The sequence below is a fragment of the Micromonospora hortensis genome, from assembly GCF_022230935.1.
Taxonomy (GTDB): domain Bacteria; phylum Actinomycetota; class Actinomycetes; order Mycobacteriales; family Micromonosporaceae; genus Micromonospora; species Micromonospora hortensis.
The window spans coordinates 199,249-217,191 of the sequence record NZ_JAKKFE010000070.1; the positions used below are offsets into that span (position 1 = coordinate 199,249).

Consider the following 17,943-nt stretch of genomic DNA (forward strand, 5'->3'; position numbering starts at 1 on the left):
GGTCGATTCCAGTTCAGTGGGTCGCGCGTACATCGGGTGTGCCGCTGCCGTTGGTGCGCGCGGCAGCGCCCGGAGTGCCGGTGCCCCTCTCGGAGGCGGTCTTGCTGACGGCCTCTCCGGATGCGCCCCCGGTGGCCGGGGCGGACTCGGCCGGGTCGGCGAAACCAACTTCGTCGGCGCTTCCGCTCGCCGGGCCGACGTGGGGCCCGCCGGTGGGCGTCTCCGCCGAGCCGACGACGTGCGGCCCGCCGGTGGGTTTTTCCGCTTGGCGGGTGTGGAGTCCATCGGTGGCCGTCGTGGCGGCGCCGCCCGATGCCGCGCTGCCGGATGCCGTGTCGGTGGAGTCCCGGGTGCCGGAGGCCGGGATGCCGGGCAGATTGGTGGCGGATGCCCTCCGAGAGGGCTCAGCCGCCGGACCGCTACCCGTGACCGACCGGGTGGGTTCAGCCGCGTGGTCGGTAACGGTGGCCGTCGTCGAGCCGGCGCCGGCGTCCGGGTCGACGACCGGGTCGGCCCGGGGTCCGCTGTCGGCGTCGGTCGGATCAGGGGTGGAGTCGAGAGCTGGCTCCGGGATCTCCTCCGCCGCCTCGATGACCGAGACCGCCTCCGTCCCGGCTGCTGCCGCCGAGGCGGCCTCCGCTGCGGCAGCGGCATCCGCGGCAGCGGACTGAGCCAGCAGACTGGACGGCGCCTGCCACTGGATGCGGGGCGGCTCGGCGAGCGGGCGGCCGCCGAACTCGGCGAGCCAGGCCGCGACGAGCGCAAGATTTTCCCGCCACTGCGCCTCGGAGATCGGCGGCAGGATCGAGTCCCACAGGGACAGGAACGTGCCCCGCAGTTGAAGCCGGCCGTACGGACGGGCGAGGAACCACATGTGCAGATGAGCCGAGCCGTCGCCCCAGCGATTGACGTGCACCCGTGCCACGCCGTCGAGCGACCGGATGGCCCGCTCCAGACGTACGGTCATTACCCCCAGCTCGGCGGCCAGGAGGTTCGGCAGGTCGCCGAGGTCGAGGTGGGTGCGCGATTCCAGGATGAGCACCATGGGCAGGCCGGTGGGCCGGTCCATGGCGCGGACCCGCCACCGCTCGCCCACCCAGATGTAGGCGTCGTCGGGTGCGTTGCAGGCGGTGCATTCCCGGAGACCCTCGCCCTTCCGGGGCGGCTCGACCGGGACCGGATCATCGAGTTGCTTCACGTGGAGGTCACCCTCGAAGGGAAATGACGGCCACTGGGTGAAGTCCGGGACTGAGGGAGGGTTGTCGTGCACGACGCTGACCCTAACCGAGTCTGGCACCGCTGTCCCTACCTGTTCGAGCGGTCGCGGGCCACCGGATCGGTGCCCATCGTCGACCGGGTGCGCGTGGTCGCGCGGGTACCGAGAGGCGATATCCACAGGCTGCCGAGATCCTGAACACAGGCCGTCATCCACAGGCTCACACCCGCTCCCACGCGCTGTTTCACGTGAAACGGGGGGTGCCTGTGGACAACCGGTGTGGATAACTTTTCGGCCAGTCGGTCGTTGTCCGCGAACCGCCAGATCGGCGAAGTCGGTGGCCACCGGAGAAGGAATCGGTCCGGTGTGCGCTGATCCGCTTCGCGTGCCACCGCCAGCGCGGTATCCAGCCACCGACGACCACCCGCTGGCTCATTTGGCACACGTCGACGGCGACGACATGGCTCGTTTGCGGGCCCCCACCCATACAGACCTCGGCCCGTGCACCCCTGCGGTCCGGACGCCCGATCGCTCCGGATGGGCCGGGGACGGGAGACCGAATCGCGGCACCGACGTTGAGCGCCTGGGGCAAGGAGTCGACTCCGCTTGGCCAACCACTCCGACATCCAGGGTTTCGATCGGTGCCAGCGAGCCACCAACTCGGTTTCACGTGAAACCGCGCGCCGGGTGGGCAGGCGATCCGGCGGTCCGGGGTCGGGCTCCCGCTGGACTACCGCTCGTACATCCAGTTCTGCGGCCCGGCGGCCCGACGGCCCGACGGCCCGGCGGCCCGACGGCCCGGCGGCCCGGCGGGCCGGTGGCCCGGCGGGCCGGTGGGCCGGTGGGCCGGTGGCCCCACGCCTTCGGTGGAACTCCGGTGATCCCTCCGGTGGTCAGGTCGGTCTGGCGGTCCGGCGATCGGCGGTCCCGCCAAGGTCTGCGAGGCTTCTCCCGGAGACTGACAGCGACCGAGAGCCCTGGGGCCACCTGCGGACAACCATGGAGACGTCGTTTGGCACCACTCAGCGGCTCGCTGGCGCTTTGGCCGGCGCTGAGGGTGGTTGTGGTCGAGTGGACCATTCCGGGGCCTCCTGCGACGCGTGTAGAGGATCTCCTCAACGCCAGTACTCGACTTTGCCGCCGCCAGCCACCCGCCACCGCGCCTGCCCCACCGTTGCGTCCGCTCCGCCATCAGCCGCCCAGGCCGCCAGGCCCGTCGCCCATCGCCTCGCCCGTCGCCGTCGCATCCACCGGTCGCCATCGCATCGCGGCGCCCACCGCGCGAGGCCCACCGCGCGAGGCGCCCGCCGCCAACCGCGCGAGGCGCACCGCGCGAGGTGCGAGACGCGAGGCCCACCGCGAGGCGCGAGGCGCGAGGCCCACCGCGAGGCGCACTACGCGAGGCGCGAGGCGCTTGTGCCTTCGAACGTGCCGGCCGCTGCGACCGGCCGTCCACATTCGCCCACCACCCCCGCCGACTTCTCCTGCGGCCAGAGCGAGACCCCGGGCTGGCTGGGCGAGCCGAGGATGACGACGGTCCATGGATCATCCCGACCTCGGCATCAGGTCCGTCCTGTGTTTCACGTGAAACGGCGACGACCCTGGGATGCAGAACGGCCGCGCCCCCGGTGGGGTAGCGCGGCCGTAGGCGAACGGGCGGGGTCAGTCCTCCCCGCCCTCCTCCTGTTGCACTCCGATGATCCCGACGATCCGCTCAAGGTCGTCCACCGTCGCGAACTCGATGGTGATCTTGCCCTTACTCCGGCCGATGTCCACCTTCACGCGGGTGTCGAACCGGTCGGACAGCCGATCGGCGAGATCGGTCAGGGCCGGCGCGTGTGCCTTGGGTCGCCGCTTCGCGGCCTGACCCTTCGCCGGGCCGTCGTTGAGTGCCAAGGCGACGATCTCCTCGGTCGCCCGAACCGACAGTCCCTCGGCCACGATCCGCAGGGCCAACTGTTCCTGCGCCTCCGCCTCGTCGAGGCTCAGGAGGGCGCGGGCGTGCCCGGCCGACAGGATGCCGGCGGCAACCCGGCGCTGCACCTGTGCGGGCAGGTTCAGCAGTCGGATCGTGTTGGAGATCTGCGGGCGACTCCGGCCGATCCTGCGGGCCAACTCCTCGTGGGTGGCCCCGAACTCCTCCAGCAGTTGCTGGTAGGCGGCGGCCTCTTCCAGCGGGTTCAGGTTCGCCCGGTGGATGTTCTCGAGTAGGGCGTCGCGGAGCATCGCATCGTCGCGGGTGTCCCGGACGATCGCCGGAATGCTCTCCCGCCCCACCGCCTGGGCGGCCCGCCAGCGCCGCTCGCCCATCACCAGTTCGTACTTCTCGTCGTCGAGCTGCCGCACGACGATGGGCTGGAGGAAGCCGACCTCCTGGATCGAGGTCTTCAGCTCCTCAAGCGCCTCCTCATCGAAGACCTGGCGGGGCTGCTTCGGGTTGGGCATGATCGCGTCGACCGGGATCTCGGCGAATCGAGCACCGGGCACCGGGCTCAGCACGGGCTCCGGCTCGTGGGCAGGCGCTCCGGTCGGCACCGTGTCGACGACGACGGTGCCCGCGTCGTCCAGGTGCTCGTTCTCCGGTTCGGCCGTCGCGGTGCCAGCGGCAGCCGGCGCCGGCCCGGTCGGGATCAGCGCCCCCAGGCCCCTACCCAGACCGCCCCGAGGACGGTTCTTCATGCCACGCCTCCCAGCAACTCGTCCGCACTACACATTCCGGCCCACCGGCTCCTTGACGCCCCGCTCGGCGATCTCCTGGGCGGCCTCGAAGTAACTCGTGGCACCCCGCGAACCGGGATCGTAGGTCATCACCGACTGGCCGTAGCTCGGCGCCTCGGAGACCCGGACGTTGCGGGGGATGACCGCCTGGAGAACCTTGTCGCCGAAGTGGTTTCGGACGTCCTGCTCGACGGCGTCGGCCAACCGGGTGCGACGGTCGTACATGGTCAGCAGGATGGTGGAGACGTCGAGCTTCGGGTTGAGGTGCTGGCGTACCAGGTTGATGTTGTTGATCAGCTGGTTGAGCCCTTCCAGCGCGTAGTACTCGCACTGGATCGGGATCAGCACCTCCTGCGCGGCAACCAGAGCGTTGACCGTGAGCAGGCCGAGCGAGGGCGGGCAGTCGATGAAGACGTAGTCGAACTCGCCCGGGTAGGCGGCGATCGCCCGGTCCAGGCGCGACTCCCGGGCCACCACCGACACCAGCTCGATCTCCGCACCGGCCAGGTCGATGGTCGCGGGTACGCACCAGAGGTTGGGGATGCCCTCGACCGCCTGCGCCACCTCGGCCAGCGGCACGCTGTTGATCAGGCAGTCGTACACGTCGGGGATTCCGGTGTGGTGTGGCACGTTGAGCCCGGTCGACGCGTTGCCCTGCGGGTCGAGGTCGACCACGAGCACCCGGTTGCCGTGCAGGGCGAGCGCCACCGCAAGGTTGACGGTGGTGGTGGTCTTACCCACGCCACCCTTCTGGTTGGCGACGCACATGACCCGGGTCCGGTCCGGCCGAGGCATGGTCACCTCGCCACTGGGATTCAGGATCTGCACGGCGCGCATCGCCTCCATAGCCAACGGTGGGTCATCCTCTTCGCGCGTCGGGGTTTCACGTGAAACGTACGTGGGATCGGTCGCCACGGCGGCCAACGACTCTGTCGAAGCGACCGGAGCGTCGGCGACCACCGGCGCGGCGTCCCGAACGGCCGCCGCAGTGGGTTGGTGCGGGACTGCTGGCTCGAAGCGAACCGCCGCCGCGGTGTTGCGGCGACCCGAGGTCGACCGCACCTCGGCGGCGTTGAGCGGTCGACTCGACGCCTCCGGAGTCCGACGACCACTCGCCGGTTCTGAAACGGCCGAGCCCTCCGGCTGCCCGGCACCCGACGACGGGTCGAGCGGTGCCGGTGGGTCACTGTCGGTAGGTCGGGTCGATGGCCCGGTCGCGCCGGGCGACCAGCTCGGGTAGTCGGTTTCACGTGAAACGGGATCGCTGGTCGACCCGGTCACGCGTGGATCGTCGTACCTGCCGTCGTCATGCACCTGTCATCCCTGCCCGCTTCGGATGGTCGGTCCGCGCCCCGGTCAACTTGGCCGCATCCACGCCCCGCAACCCGGAGCGTACGGCCCGCGGGAGCGGTCGGAGACCCGCGACGTCCGTCACCCGCTCCACACTATCGACGCGCGGTCAGCCTACGGCGGACGGGCGCGGCCGGTCCACGTCGGGTTCTCATCCCCTCGTCCATCCGTACCGGTACAACGAGGCAACCCACCGGCCGGAAGCCCGATGGCGCGAAGTCTCAACCTCGGCGGGAGCGTCCACCCCGGGCGCGCTTCTTGGCCGACGGCCGGGCCGGGCCGACCATCCGCTCGCGCACGATCTCCACGACAGTGGTGGGCGGATCGATCACCCCGACCCCGCAGAGCTGCACGGCCGGCTCCCCACCGCCGAGTCGCGCCACCACCTCGGCGTGCTCCTCGATCTCGGCGGCGGCGGACGAGCCCTTGAGCGCCAGCAGCCGACCACCGCGAACCGCCAGTGGCAGGCTCCAGCCCGCGAGCCGATCCAGGGGTGCGACCGCGCGCGCGGTCACCACGTCTCCGCTGATCGGCTCCCGGCCGCTCGACCCGCTGGCCGCCTCGTCGGCGCGGCCGCGGAACACCCGTACCGACTTGGCCAGGCCGAGTCGCTCGACGACCTCGATCAGGAACGACGTCCGCCGGGCCAGCGGCTCGATCAGGGTGACAGTGAGGTCGGGGCGGGCGATGGCCAGGACGAGACCCGGCAGACCGGCACCAGAGCCGACGTCGAGCACCGTCGCGCCGGACGGAATCCGCTCCGCGACCGCAGCGCAGTTGAGCAGGTGCCGATCCCAGATGCGGGGTGCCTCCCGGGGACCGATCAGGCCGCGGACCACCCCGTCGGTGGCCAGCAGTTCGGCGTACGCGGCGGCCAGGTCGAGACGGTCACCGAAGAGGGCCAGCGCGGCCGGAGCCAGCTCGGGCGGCAACGCCGCGTCGGCCGGTGACGGGGCGGTGTCCGGCCCGGCCGATTCGGCGTCGCCGTCGACGGTGGCGGGGCGGACAGCGGACGGCCCGGGCGGCGTGCCGCCCGGGCCGGACACGGCGTCGGCCGTGATGTCGTCGTGGGTCACCCGGTCAGTCCGCCGGCCGTACGACGATGCGCCGGTTCGGCTCCACACCCTCGGACTCGCTCGCCACGCCGGACATGGCGTTGACGACGTCGTGGACGCACTTGCGCTCGAACGCGGACATCGCCTCGAGGCGGACCGGCTCGCCGTACTCCTTGACCTTCTCGACGGCGTTCTTGGCGACCGCGGCGAGTTCCTTACGGCGGTTCGCCCGGTAGCCACCGACGTCGAGCAGCAGACGGCTCGGCGTACCGGTCTGCCGGAAGACGGCAAGGCGGGTCAGTTCCTGGAGCGCCTCCAGGGTGGCCCCCCGCTGACCGACCAGGTTCTGCAGCCGCTCGCCGACCACCTCGACCATCGGACGGCCGGCGGCGACCAGCTCGTCGATGTCGCCGTCGTAGTCGAGGATGTCGAGCAGTCCCTCGACGTAGTCGGCGGCGATCTCGCTCTGCCGGAACAGGTCGCCCTCGCCCACAGCCTTCTTCACCCGGGTGCCAGCGGCGGTGTCGGTGTCGTCGTCCGCCTCGGTGTCATCGGCTTCGGTGTCGTCGCCGTCCACCGCGAGCGTGGCGGTCTCCTCCTCGTCCAGGGACTGCTCGGCGCGGGGGATGCTGGTCTCGGTCACGGTCTCATCTCCGTACTCGCTCGGCCGGACCGTCGGGTCCGACTGGTTTCCCGGGGCCGGCTGGAGGTCGCCGGTGCCCACGGGCACGTCTGTACGGGCAGTGTCGCCCGTGGCCGCGCGGTGCGCGGTCGGTTCCGCCCGGCGCCGGCCGTACGGCGGCTGCGCGGTGCGGAGCGGGCCGCCGCCGGATCACCGGCGGCGGCCCGCGCAGGTCAGCCCTGCCGCTTGGCGGGGCGGCTCTTCTTCGGGTTGTTCGCCGGCTTGGCGCCCGGCTTCGGCCCGGCAACCTTGGGCGCGGTCGCCTTGACCGGCGCCGGCGGGGCGGCCTTGCCGCGACCGAACAGACCACCGGACTTGGCGGGCTGCACCGGGTTGCGACTGGCGGCGGGCGCGACGGCCTTCTTGGCGGTCACCGGCGGCGGGAACTTCCGCAGCACCCACTGCTGCTGGCCGAGGGTGAAGAGGTTGTTGGTGACCCAGTAGATGATGACGCCGATCGGGAAGATCGCGCCGGAGATCAGCAGCGACGCGGGGATGCCGTAGAGCATCAGTCGCTGGATCATCCGCTGCTGCGGGTCCTCGGCCCAGCCGGTCTTGAGGATCATCTGACGGCTGGTCAGGTAGGTGGTGGCGATCATGACCAGGACCAGGACACCAGCGATGATCTTCACGGTGGTGCCGTTGGCGCCGAGGCTGGCCAGCTCGTCGGCAGTGGAGCCGAACTTACCGGCGATCGGGGCGGTGAAGAGCTTCGCCTGCGAGGCGCTCTCGAACTGGTCGGCGGTCCAGCCGTACAGGGTCTTGGCATTCTTGTCCGGGTCGAGCCGGCGCAACACGTGGAAGAGGCCCAGGAAGACCGGGATCTGAAGGAACATCGGAAGGCAACCCATAAGCGGGTTGGCCTTCTCCTTCTTGTACAGCTCCATCATTTCTTTCTGGAGCGTCTCCCGGTCACCCTTGTGCTTCTCCTGAAGCTCCTTGACCTTGGGCTGGAGCGCCTGCATCGCCCGCTGCGACTTGATCTGCTTGACGAAGACCGGGAACAGGATCACCCGGACGGTGACCACCAGGAAGATGATGGAGAGGATCCAGGCGAAGTTGGTGCCGATCACCGCACCGACGGGCACCCCGATGGCGTCCCAGGCAGAGTGCCAGGTCAGCAGGATCCACGAAATCGCGTAGTAGATCCAGTCGAGACTCAGACTCAATTCGGGGCTCCAGTCACATCAGCACGACGGCGGCCGCCCGGCTCCGGCACCGGGTCATATCCACCAGGGTGAAAGGGGTGGCAGCGCAACAACCGCCGGGCCGCCAGCATGGCTCCCCGGAGCGCGCCATGCCGAACGACCGCCTCCTGGGCGTACGCACTGCACGACGGGTAGAACCGACAGCGAGCCGGCAGTGCCGGACTTATCCACCGACGGTACGCGATGATGGGCGCGATCAGCACCTTGGCACCTGTTGTCGACGGCCGGGGGCTACTCTGCTCGGTGCCGCTCATCGGGACCGCCGTTCGCGCGGCGACCGGGCGACCGCGATGGCGGCGTCCAGGTCGGCGGCGAGCCGAGGGTACGACGCCTGCGCCGCGGCGGGGAGCGCCCGGACGACCAGGGTGCTGCCGGCGGGCAGGTCGGTCAGCCGTTCCCGGACCAGCGCCCGCAGTCGGCGTCGGACCCGGTTACGGATCACCGCGTTGCCGACAGCCTTGGACACGACGAAGCCGGCACGGGACGGCACGGACGACTGCTCCGCACTGTTGTCCCGTACCGGCTCCGGCAAGGTCGGTGTGCTGGGGTCGACGGTCACCGGCACGGTCAGGTGGACCACGACGGCGCCACGTCCGGCGCGTCGGCCACCGCGAACCGCTGCGGCGAAGTCAGTGCTGCGCCGCAGTCGCTGTGCGGCGGCCAGCACGACTGCCCACGTCCCCTGGACCGGCCCGGTCGGCTCAGGCCGACAGGGTGGTGCGACCCTTGGCGCGACGGCTCGACAGGATGGCACGGCCGGCACGGGTGCGCATGCGCAGCCGGAAGCCGTGGGTCTTCGCGCGCCGGCGGTTGTTCGGCTGGTAGGTGCGCTTGCTCACGTCAGGCTCTCCGTTTTCGTACGCGCCCCGCGCGACGGGATCGCCGGGGTCGTGTGGTGGTCCAGGCCACCTCGACGGTGGCCCACGATCGGTGCTGCCCGGCGGAGCGGGACCTCGGCGATGCGGGGATGCGACCGCGGACAGCAAGCACCCATCACCCTAGCAGAGGGCGAGAAAGCAGCCGTTCCAGCCTACGCAGGGGGGCAATGACCGTCAAACACCCCGAGCAGGGGAGAACGGGACGCGCCCGAGGCCGAAGGGCGGTTTTCACTGATGCCGACAAGGGCGCTGCCGCGTCGCCGGTTGATGGCGCAGGGACAACGCTGTTACCGTGCCCGATTGCGGTGAGCGTCGGAAGCTCCGGTCGTCGCGCAGGCAAGACCGGACATGGCAGTGAATCGTTCGGCACGGTGAACCCGCTTCAGCGCCCGATCAGGCAGGGGCAGGTCCCACCCGCGACCGGCGGCGGCCACAATCGGTCGGTACACAGGCTGTGGATAACTTGTGGATGACCACCGGTCGACCGTCCGGGTGGGTGTTGTTCCACCCGCGAACGCGGCGGGCCCGGGACGGCCGGCTGGCAGACAGCGGCGGCCGGGAGCAGAAGCGAGGGGGTGGCACGACGGTGGCCGGTACGACCGACCTTGCCGCAGTGTGGTTAGCGGCGACCGACGAGCTCGCCGACGAGATCATCTCCGCCCAGCAGCGTGCCTATCTCCGACTGACCCGGCTGCGAGCGATCGTCGAGGACACCGCACTGCTCTCCGTTCCGGACGCGTTCACACGCGACGTGATCGAGTCACGGCTGCGCCCGGCGATCACCGAGGCGCTCACCCGCCGGCTGGGCCGACCGATCCAGGTCGCGGTCACCGTTCGGGTGGCCGAGGACGCCACCGGCCGCCCGGCCGGCACCGTCTATCGCAGCGCCCCGGAGACCGGGCAACTCGACATCGACGGTCCCGGCATCGCACCGTTCCACGACGACCAGGGCGCTCGGCCGTCGGCCGACGCGATGATCCCTGAGCAGTCGGCCGCGCCGCGTACCCCTGATCCGGGTCCGCCGCCCGCGCCGGCGGGTCCGCCGCTCGCGCCACCCGTGGAGGGGCATCGCGCGGGGTTGATTCCCGCCAGCAGGGACGGGCAGGAGGCGTTGTTCAGCGCTGCCTTCGCGGAGCCCCTGCGGCCCTCCCGGCCGGGCCCGGACCGGCGCGGCTACGACGAGCAGGCCGCCCGCCTGGATCCGTCCGGCCCCGACACCCGGCCGTACGAGCCCCGCTACCGGGACGACTCGGCATCACCGCGCGACCAGCACGTGATCCGCTCGCTGCCCCGGGACAGCGGAACGGACAGCGGTCCGGGTCGCAGCGCGGTGGACCATCGGACCGGTGGCCGCGACGACCGTCGGTTGCCAGGTGCCGACACCGGCGGCAACCGGCTCAACCCGAAGTACATGTTTGAGACGTTCGTCATCGGCTCGTCCAACCGCTTCGCCCACGCGGCGAGCGTGGCGGTGGCGGAGTCGCCGGCCAAGGCGTACAACCCGCTGTTCATCTACGGGCACTCCGGGTTGGGCAAGACGCACCTGTTGCACGCCATCGGGCACTACGCCACGACGCTCGGCAACGCCCGCTCGGTCCGGTACGTGTCCACCGAGGAATTCACGAACGACTTCATCAACTCGCTCCGGGACGACAAGACCAGCGCGTTCCAGCGGCGCTACCGCGACGTCGACATCCTGTTGATCGACGACATCCAGTTCCTGGAGAACCGCGAGCGCACCCAGGAGGAGTTCTTCCACACCTTCAACACGCTGCACAACGCCAACAAGCAGATCGTGATCACCTCTGACCGGTCGCCGCGCCAGCTCGCGACCCTCGAGGACCGGATGCGAACCCGGTTCGAGTGGGGGCTGCTGGCCGACATCCAGCCGCCGGATCTGGAGACCCGGATCGCGATCCTGCAGAAGAAGGCGGCGCAGGAGCGGATGTACGCCCCGCCGGACGTGTTGGAGTTCATCGCCTCCCGGGTGTCGAACTCGATCCGGGAGTTGGAGGGCGCGCTGATCCGGGTGACAGCGTTCGCCAGCCTGACCCGGTCGACCGTCGAGCTGTCGCTGGCCGAGGAGGTGCTTCGGGACTTCATGCCCGACGGCGCCGGTCCGGAGATCAACGCTGACCAGATCATGGCCTCGACCGCTGACTACTTCGGTGTGAGCCTGGAGGACCTGCGTGGTCAGTCCAGGTCCCGTGTACTGGTCAACGCCCGCCAGGTGGCCATGTACCTGTGTCGGGAGTTGACCGAGCTGTCGCTGCCCCGGATCGGGCAGGCGTTCGGCGGTCGGGACCACACCACAGTGATGCACGCCGACCGCAAGATTCGTCAGCAGATGGCGGAGCGCCGCTCGCTGTACAACCAGATCGCCGAGCTGACCAACCGCATCAAACAGAACAGCTGAGGCGTACGACCGCCCTCGCGGCGGCGCACAGCCGCAGGACACGCCCGACCGGGTCTCCGGTCGGGCGTTCTTTTTGGGTCGGTCAGCTGGACTCTCGACATGGTGTAGACCACAGCATTGAGGCCGTGACCGCCTCGATCCCCACTCGTTGTCCACAGCTCGTTGTCCACCGTCGGTGGATAACTACGGTCCGTCCTCCGCCAGTTACCCACAGGCTGTGGAGAAACCCTGTGTATGAGGCTGTGGACGCCTGGGGACGCCGGTCAGGTTATCCACCGATCATCATCAACCTGTGTACGAGCTGTTGAAGGTTCTGGGGATGACGGCAATGGTGATCTTCCCCGCGATCCACAGGCTTGGGGAGAAAGTCGGTGGATTACCGGTGGACAACCGGTGGACAACGGTGGACAACCGGCCGTCGTCGGTGGGCTGTGGACACGCGAGCGGGTTGTACCCCCGGTTCTCCACAGCTAAATCACCGGTGGATAACCTGTCTGACCTGCGCAGACCCCGGTTTTCCACAGTTTGCACAGGTGCGATGAAGACGATGAGTTATCTCTTCTAAGAGAACAAAAACCAATCATCACCGTTGGGCTTTCTGTGGATCGGGCCGAACGCTGTCGGATCAGCCGGTCAGCATCGACACGATCCATGGGGTCGGGCGCACAGCCGATGTCCCCGCGCCCTAAGGTGCGATGGGTACCCGCACGGTCGGGCGGGACGGTAGGCAGCGGTCGGCATGAGAGAGTTGTCGCTGACGTCGACGCGGAGGCATTGATGAAGTTCCGAGTGGAGCGCGACGCGCTCGCCGAGGCTGTGGCGTGGACCGCGAAGAGCCTGCCCAACCGGCCATCCGTACCGGTGCTCGCCGGGGTGATGCTCCGCGTCACCGACGGCAACCTGCGGGTCTCCGGGTTCGACTACGAGGTCTCCAGCCAGGTGACAGTCGAGGTGCAGGGCGACGCCGACGGCGCCGCGCTCGTCTCCGGCCGCCTGCTCGCCGAGATCACCAAGGCGCTGCCGGCCAAGCCCGTCGACATCGCCGCGGTCGGCGCGCACCTCGAGCTGGTCTGCGGCAGCGCCCGGTTCACCCTGCCCACCATGCCGGTGGAGGACTACCCCGCGCTGCCCGAGATGCCGCAGAGCGCCGGCACCGTCGACGCCGCGGCGTTCGCCACAGCTGTGGCCCAGGTGGCCATCGCCGCCGGTCGCGACGAGACGTTGCCGATGATGACCGGTGTCCGCGTGGAGCTGTCGGGCGACACCCTGTCGATGCTCGCCACCGACCGTTACCGGTTGGCGCTGCGCGAGATCCAGTGGCGGCCGGACGACCCCGAGGTGAGCATCAACGCCCTGGTGCCCGCCCGCACCCTGAACGACACCGCCAAGGCTCTCGGCCCGCTGGGCGGCGAGGTCACCCTCGCCCTCGCCCAGGGCGCTGCGGGCGAGGGCATGGTCGGCCTCGCCGGCGGCACCCGGCGTACCACCAGCCGGCTGCTCGACGGCGCCAACTACCCGCCGGTGCGGTCGCTCTTCCCCGCCACGCACAACGCCGCGGCCCGGGTGCCGGTCAGCACGCTGATCGAGGTGGTCAAGCGGGTCGCGCTGGTCGCCGAACGGACCACCCCGGTGCTGCTCAGCTTCAGCGCCGACGGTCTCGTGGTCGAGGCCGGCGGTTCCGAGGAGGCACGGGCCAGCGAGGCGATGGAGGCCACCTTCACCGGTGAAGCACTGACCATCGGCTTCAACCCGCAGTACCTCATCGACGGTCTGGCAAACCTGGGCGCTCAGACGGCCGTGCTCTCGTTCGTCGACGCCTTCAAGCCCGCGGTGATCTCTCCCGCTGGTGAGGATGGCGAGGTCATTCCGGGGTACCGGTACCTCATCATGCCGATCCGCGTCTCGCGCTGATCGCGCCCAGCAACACCCAGATCCACGGAGGTAGAAACACATGCAGCTCGGCCTGGTAGGACTCGGCCGTATGGGCGGCAACATGCGGGAGCGGTTGCGTTCGGCCGGGCACGAGGTGGTCGGCTTCGACCACAACGCGCAGATCAGCGACGTCACGACCATCGCGGGCCTGGCAGAGAAGCTTGAGTCGCCGCGCGCGGTCTGGGTCATGGTGCCCGCCGGTGTCACCGACGCCACGATCGACGAGCTCGCCGAGGTGCTCGGCGAGGGCGACATCATCATCGACGGCGGCAACTCGCGCTTCAGCGACGACGCGCCCCGCGCGGAGCGGCTCAACCAGCGGGGCATCGGCTACATGGACGTCGGGGTCTCCGGCGGCGTCTGGGGCCGGCAGAACGGCTACGGGCTGATGGTCGGCGGCGCCCAGGAGCACGTGGACCGCCTGATGCCGATCTTCAACGCGCTCAAGCCGGAGGGTGAGTTCGGCTTCGTGCACGCCGGCCCCGTCGGTGCAGGGCACTACTCGAAGATGGTGCACAACGGCATCGAGTACGGCCTGATGCACGCCTACGCCGAGGGCTACGAGCTGATGGCAGCCTCGGAGCTGGTGACCAACGTGCCGGGCGTCATCAAGTCCTGGCGGGAGGGCACCGTCGTCCGTTCCTGGCTGCTCGACCTGCTCGACCGGGCGCTCGACGAGGACCCGGAGCTGGCCGATCTGAGCGGCTACACGGAGGACACCGGCGAGGGACGGTGGACCGTCGACGAGGCGGTCCGGCTGGCGGTGCCGCTGAACGTCATCACCGCTTCGTTGTTCGCCCGGTTCGCCTCGCGGCAGGACGACTCGCCCGCCATGAAGGCCGTCTCCGCGCTGCGTCAGCAGTTCGGTGGCCACGCCGTCCACAAGCGCTGAGCGGTATCCACAACCTGTGTACGTTCACCGGCTGGAACTGGTCGACTTCCGCTCGTACGAGCGGGTCGCCGTCGACCTCCAGCCGGGAGCGAACGTCCTGATCGGCGCCAACGGCGTCGGCAAGACAAACCTCGTCGAGGCGCTGGGCTACGTGGCGACCCTGGACTCGCACCGGGTCGCCACCGACGCGCCTCTGGTCCGGATGGGCGCCACGTCCGCTGTCATCCGCTGCGCGGTGGTGCACGACGGCCGCGAACTCCTTGTCGAGCTGGAGATCGTGCCCGGCAAGGCCAACCGGGCCCGACTGGGCCGCTCACCGGCACGGCGGGCCCGAGACGTGCTCGGGGCGCTCCGGCTGGTGCTCTTCGCTCCGGAAGATCTTGAGCTGGTCCGGGGCGATCCGGCCGAGCGCCGCCGCTACCTGGACGACCTGCTGGTCAACCGGCAGCCCCGGTTCGCGGGCGTGCGGGCCGACTACGAGCGGGTCGTCAAACAGCGCAACGCCCTGCTGCGCACCGCGTACCTGGCCCGCAAGACCGGTGGCTCCAGGGGTGGCGACCTCGGCACCCTCGCGGTGTGGGACACCCACCTGGCCCAGCACGGTGCGGAGCTGCTCGCCGGCCGTCTGGAGCTGGTGGCCGCGCTCACCCCGCACGTTGCCAAGGCGTACGACGCGGTGGCCGCCGGTCGGGGTGCGGCGGGCATCACCTACCGGCCCTCGATCGAGCTGGCCGAGCCGACCACCGATCGGGCCGCGCTGGCCGAGGCGTTGACGGCGGCCCTGGCCGCGTCCCGCTCCGCCGAGATCGAGCGGGGCACCACACTGGTCGGCCCACACCGCGACGAGTTGGCGCTGAGCCTTGGTCCACTGCCCGCCAAGGGGTACGCCAGCCACGGCGAGTCGTGGTCGTTCGCCCTCGCGTTGCGGCTGGCCGGGTACGACCTGTTGCGCGCCGACGGCATCGAGCCGGTGCTGGTGCTCGACGACGTCTTCGCGGAGTTGGACACCGGCCGCCGGGAGCGGTTGGCGGAGTTGGTCGGCGGGGCGAGTCAGCTGCTGGTCACCTGCGCGGTGGACGACGACGTGCCGGCAGCCCTGCGCGGCACCCGCTACCAGGTCGGCGAAGGGACGGTACGCCGTGTCGGATAAGCCAGGCACCGATCGGCCAGCGGCGGGCGATGCCCCGGCTGCGCGCACTCCCAAGGCGGAGTCGGCGGGCGGTGAGCCGGCGGCGGCCGCCAGCGGGCCGGAGCTGGCCCGGGCGGTGCTCGACGCCGCGCTGTCCCGACGGCAGGCGGCGGCCCGCGCCCGGCGTGCTCCCGGCAGCGGCGACGCTGCCGGCGGCTCGGGGCGGCGGTTGCGCGGTTACTCCGGCCCCGGCCCCGATCCGCGCGATCCGCAGCCGCTCAGCGCCGTGCTGAACCGGCTGGTGAAGGCGCGCGGCTGGCAGCAGCCGGCGGCCGAGGCCACCGTGTTCGGCGCCTGGGAGCGGGTCGTCGGCGCGGAGGTCGCGCAGAACAGCCGCCCGGTGAAGTTGGAGAACGGCGAGCTGACGGTGGAGGCGCGCTCGACCGCCTGGGCCACCCAGTTGCGGCTGCTCGCCGGCTCGCTGCTCAAGCAGATCGCCAGCGAGGTCGGGCACAACGTGGTCCGCAAGCTGCACATCCACGGCCCGGCCGCGCCCTCCTGGGGGAAGGGCCCGCGCCGGGTGCGCGGCCGGGGTCCGCGCGACACGTACGGCTGAGCCGGCCGTTCAGCCGCGCCGGTCGGCCTCGCGGGCTGCCCGCTTGCGCTCCCGCTGCTCCCTGGTGAAGCGCTTGCGCTCGGCCAGGTCACGTTTCCACGCCTCGCGGGCCTCGGCCGAGCCGCCCTGCACCGCGCCCTGCACGCCCTCGGCTGGGCCGGCGAGGTGCCGGAAGGCCCAGCGCATCAGTCGGCCGCCCTCGCCCGGGGCCCTGGTGATCGCGCCGTCCTCGCTCATCTGCCGCCCTCTTCCCCGCGTCGCCTCGCCGGTTCTCGCCCGTCGCCCGAGCAGACCTTTGGGGCACCAATGGTTGGTGTACCAATGATCGGTACGATAGTCACCGTGCGGAGAGAGGGCAACCGATGAGCGAACGACCGGACGGCGTCGACCCGCTGGCCCTGGAACAGCAGGTCTGCTTCGCCCTCTCGGTCGCCGCGCGCAGCGTGGTGGCCGTCTACCGGCCACTGCTGGAGCCGATGGGGCTCACCCACCCGCAGTACCTGGTGATGTTGGCGCTCTGGCAGCACGCGCCGTTGTCCGGTCGCGATCTCAGTCGCCTGCTCCAGCTCGACCCGGGCACGCTGTCACCCCTGCTCAAGCGGCTGGAGGCGGCCGGCTACCTGCGCCGGGAACGCGATCCGAGCGACGAGCGCAGCCTCGCCGTCACCCTCACCGCCAGCGGTGCCGCGCTGCGGAGTCAGGCCGAGCTGATCCCGGCCGCGATCGTGCAGCGACTCGGGCTGCCCGTCGAGGACCTGCAACACCTGCACGCGGTGCTCACGCAGCTGATCTCGGCCGCCAACCGACCGGCCCCCTCGGAGACTGACGCGGCGCCTCAGGCGTCGGCGTAGACGGCGAACCCGCGCTCGGCGCAGCGCCTGTAGAACGCGGCCAGCACGCCCAGCTCGGCGCAGGTGAAGTTCCACTGCGGCGGGTCACCGCGCTCGTCGCGCAGCGCGTCGAGCCGGCTCTCCAGCCAGCGCAGTTGCTGCTCGGCCAACCGACCGTCGCCGAGTAGGGAGCGCAGCACGATGCTCACCGACTCGAAGGTGACCGCCTCGCCGGTCGCGCGGTGCGCGGCCACGAACCGTTCGATGCCGCTCGCGATCCAGGAGCAGCCGTCCGGGTCGATCACCGGGTCCTCGTCCTCGGCTGCGGCGTCTGTGGCGTACAACACACCTTCGAGGCCGAGAAGCAGATCCACCAGCTCGGTGTACGCGGTCGCCCGGATGGTGCCGGTCTTCGCGATCAACTCGGCCAGCGCCGCGGTCGGCGCGGAGATGCGCGGCAGGTCGACGATCTCGCCGAAGTCGACGAACTCGGCCGGCGCGACCGGGTCGTAGAAGCGGCCGGTCCGCGGCCAGTGCACCGCGACGTTGTCCAGCCCCATCTGTCACCTCTTAAAAGAGCACGTGTCGGGTCGATCGGGTCGATCGTCCCGGTTCCAACCGGTAAAGATCAAGGCTGGTTCCGGGGCGCCGCAAACGTACGGCACTGACGCTTCGGCCGCGACCCCCGACCCGCCCGACAGCGGGTCAACCCGTTCCGGGGCGGCGCGTGCGATGAGGGCCTGGCGTGTGGGGGGAGTCGTGGGCGGCGTGGTTCTGCCGGCTATGGACTTCTCAGCCGCCTCGCTGAGGGTGCCGAGTGGTGGTTCTGTCCCCCACGCACAGTAGGATTGACAGCGAGACGAAGACCCGGTGCGGGAGTGAGACGGGGCCGGTGGCCCCAGATTCATTCTCCACGTCGGGTCGAGCCGATCGCGATCCGCGGGCAACCGCGGCGACCGGCGCGTTCGACCCGCTGTCCGGAGTTCTCCGGTGCCGGTCCGCGCGCCGACGTCGCGTCCTG

General features: G+C 70.6%; 16 protein-coding genes and 2 pseudogenes. 7 read left to right on the top strand and 11 right to left on the bottom strand.

The genetic code is table 11. The features are described 5' to 3' along the window. Nucleotides 1-13: 13 nt before the first annotated feature. The 9 genes from NIE111_RS32530 to rpmH form a co-directional block, all read right to left on the bottom strand. Complete coding sequence (locus NIE111_RS32530; RefSeq protein WP_238687699.1) at nt 14-1,045, bottom strand: hypothetical protein; 1,032 nt, start codon at nt 1,043-1,045, stop codon at nt 14-16. 1,833 nt (nt 1,046-2,878) lie between these two features. Further along, nucleotides 2,879-3,895: a ParB/RepB/Spo0J family partition protein gene (locus NIE111_RS30215; RefSeq protein WP_238687633.1), complete on the bottom strand. Its 1,017-nt coding sequence runs from the start codon at nt 3,893-3,895 to the stop codon at nt 2,879-2,881. 27 nt (nt 3,896-3,922) lie between these two features. Further along, nucleotides 3,923-4,894: a ParA family protein gene (locus NIE111_RS30220; RefSeq protein ID WP_372488440.1), complete on the bottom strand. Its 972-nt coding sequence runs from the start codon at nt 4,892-4,894 to the stop codon at nt 3,923-3,925. 611 nt (nt 4,895-5,505) lie between these two features. Then, on the bottom strand, nt 5,506-6,216 hold the full coding sequence (gene rsmG / locus NIE111_RS30225; RefSeq protein WP_238687701.1) for a 16S rRNA (guanine(527)-N(7))-methyltransferase RsmG: 711 nt from the start codon (nt 6,214-6,216) through the stop codon (nt 5,506-5,508). A 148-nt stretch (nt 6,217-6,364) separates the two neighbouring features. After that, a complete protein-coding gene (locus NIE111_RS30230) occupies nt 6,365-6,982 on the bottom strand; it encodes a Jag family protein (protein WP_091397533.1) in 618 nt (205 codons plus the stop codon). Nucleotides 6,983-7,194: 212 nt separating this feature from the next. Next, entirely contained in the window at nt 7,195-8,184 is a 990-nt protein-coding gene (gene yidC / locus NIE111_RS30235) for a membrane protein insertase YidC (protein WP_238687702.1), read from the bottom strand. 2 nt (nt 8,185-8,186) lie between these two features. Next, nucleotides 8,187-8,483 (bottom strand): membrane protein insertion efficiency factor YidD, encoded by a 297-nt coding sequence (yidD, locus tag NIE111_RS30240; RefSeq protein WP_238687634.1) that lies wholly within the window; start codon nt 8,481-8,483, stop codon nt 8,187-8,189. Further along, nucleotides 8,480-8,896 (bottom strand): ribonuclease P protein component, encoded by a 417-nt coding sequence (rnpA, locus tag NIE111_RS30245; protein ID WP_238687635.1) that lies wholly within the window; start codon nt 8,894-8,896, stop codon nt 8,480-8,482. Before rnpA ends, yidD begins: the two co-directional genes overlap by 4 nt. Before the next feature lie 34 nt (nt 8,897-8,930). After that, nucleotides 8,931-9,068, bottom strand: a complete 138-nt coding sequence (gene rpmH / locus NIE111_RS30250; protein ID WP_007453904.1) for a 50S ribosomal protein L34 — start codon at nt 9,066-9,068, stop codon at nt 8,931-8,933. Nucleotides 9,069-9,693: 625 nt separating this feature from the next. On the opposite strand from rpmH, the pseudogene NIE111_RS32540 reads away from it, so the two are divergent. The 6 genes and pseudogenes from NIE111_RS32540 to NIE111_RS30275 form a co-directional block, all read left to right on the top strand. Further along, nucleotides 9,694-10,018, top strand: a pseudogene (locus NIE111_RS32540) (chromosomal replication initiator protein DnaA); the annotation flags it as partial. Nucleotides 10,019-10,200: 182 nt separating this feature from the next. Beyond that, nucleotides 10,201-11,523, top strand: a pseudogene (gene dnaA, locus NIE111_RS30255) (chromosomal replication initiator protein DnaA); the annotation flags it as partial. A 777-nt stretch (nt 11,524-12,300) separates the two neighbouring features. Then, entirely contained in the window at nt 12,301-13,434 is a 1,134-nt protein-coding gene (dnaN, locus tag NIE111_RS30260; RefSeq protein ID WP_238687636.1) for a DNA polymerase III subunit beta, read from the top strand. Nucleotides 13,435-13,474: 40 nt separating this feature from the next. Next, the gene (gnd, locus tag NIE111_RS30265; protein ID WP_091396544.1) at nt 13,475-14,347 is read left to right on the top strand and encodes a phosphogluconate dehydrogenase (NAD(+)-dependent, decarboxylating); all 873 of its coding nucleotides are present in this window, start codon (nt 13,475-13,477) and stop codon (nt 14,345-14,347) included. Nucleotides 14,348-14,363: 16 nt separating this feature from the next. Then, nucleotides 14,364-15,497 carry a DNA replication/repair protein RecF gene (gene recF, locus NIE111_RS30270; protein ID WP_238687637.1) on the top strand — a complete coding sequence of 378 codons (1,134 nt, stop codon included), beginning with the start codon at nt 14,364-14,366 and terminating at the stop codon, nt 15,495-15,497. Then, nucleotides 15,487-16,092, top strand: a complete 606-nt coding sequence (locus NIE111_RS30275; protein ID WP_238687638.1) for a DciA family protein — start codon at nt 15,487-15,489, stop codon at nt 16,090-16,092. The genes recF and NIE111_RS30275 overlap by 11 nt, the downstream gene beginning before the upstream one ends. Nucleotides 16,093-16,101: 9 nt before the next feature. Here the strand turns inward: NIE111_RS30275 and NIE111_RS30280 are convergent, their stop codons facing one another. Further along, complete coding sequence (locus NIE111_RS30280; RefSeq protein WP_091396532.1) at nt 16,102-16,329, bottom strand: hypothetical protein; 228 nt, start codon at nt 16,327-16,329, stop codon at nt 16,102-16,104. Between the two features lie 125 nt (nt 16,330-16,454). On the opposite strand from NIE111_RS30280, the gene NIE111_RS30285 reads away from it, so the two are divergent. Further along, entirely contained in the window at nt 16,455-16,943 is a 489-nt protein-coding gene (locus tag NIE111_RS30285; protein ID WP_238687639.1) for a MarR family winged helix-turn-helix transcriptional regulator, read from the top strand. Here the strand turns inward: NIE111_RS30285 and NIE111_RS30290 are convergent. Next, nucleotides 16,928-17,482 carry a hypothetical protein gene (locus NIE111_RS30290; protein ID WP_210782112.1) on the bottom strand — a complete coding sequence of 185 codons (555 nt, stop codon included), beginning with the start codon at nt 17,480-17,482 and terminating at the stop codon, nt 16,928-16,930. The two genes, NIE111_RS30285 and NIE111_RS30290, sit on opposite strands and share 16 nt — an antisense overlap. Nucleotides 17,483-17,943 lie beyond the last annotated feature (461 nt).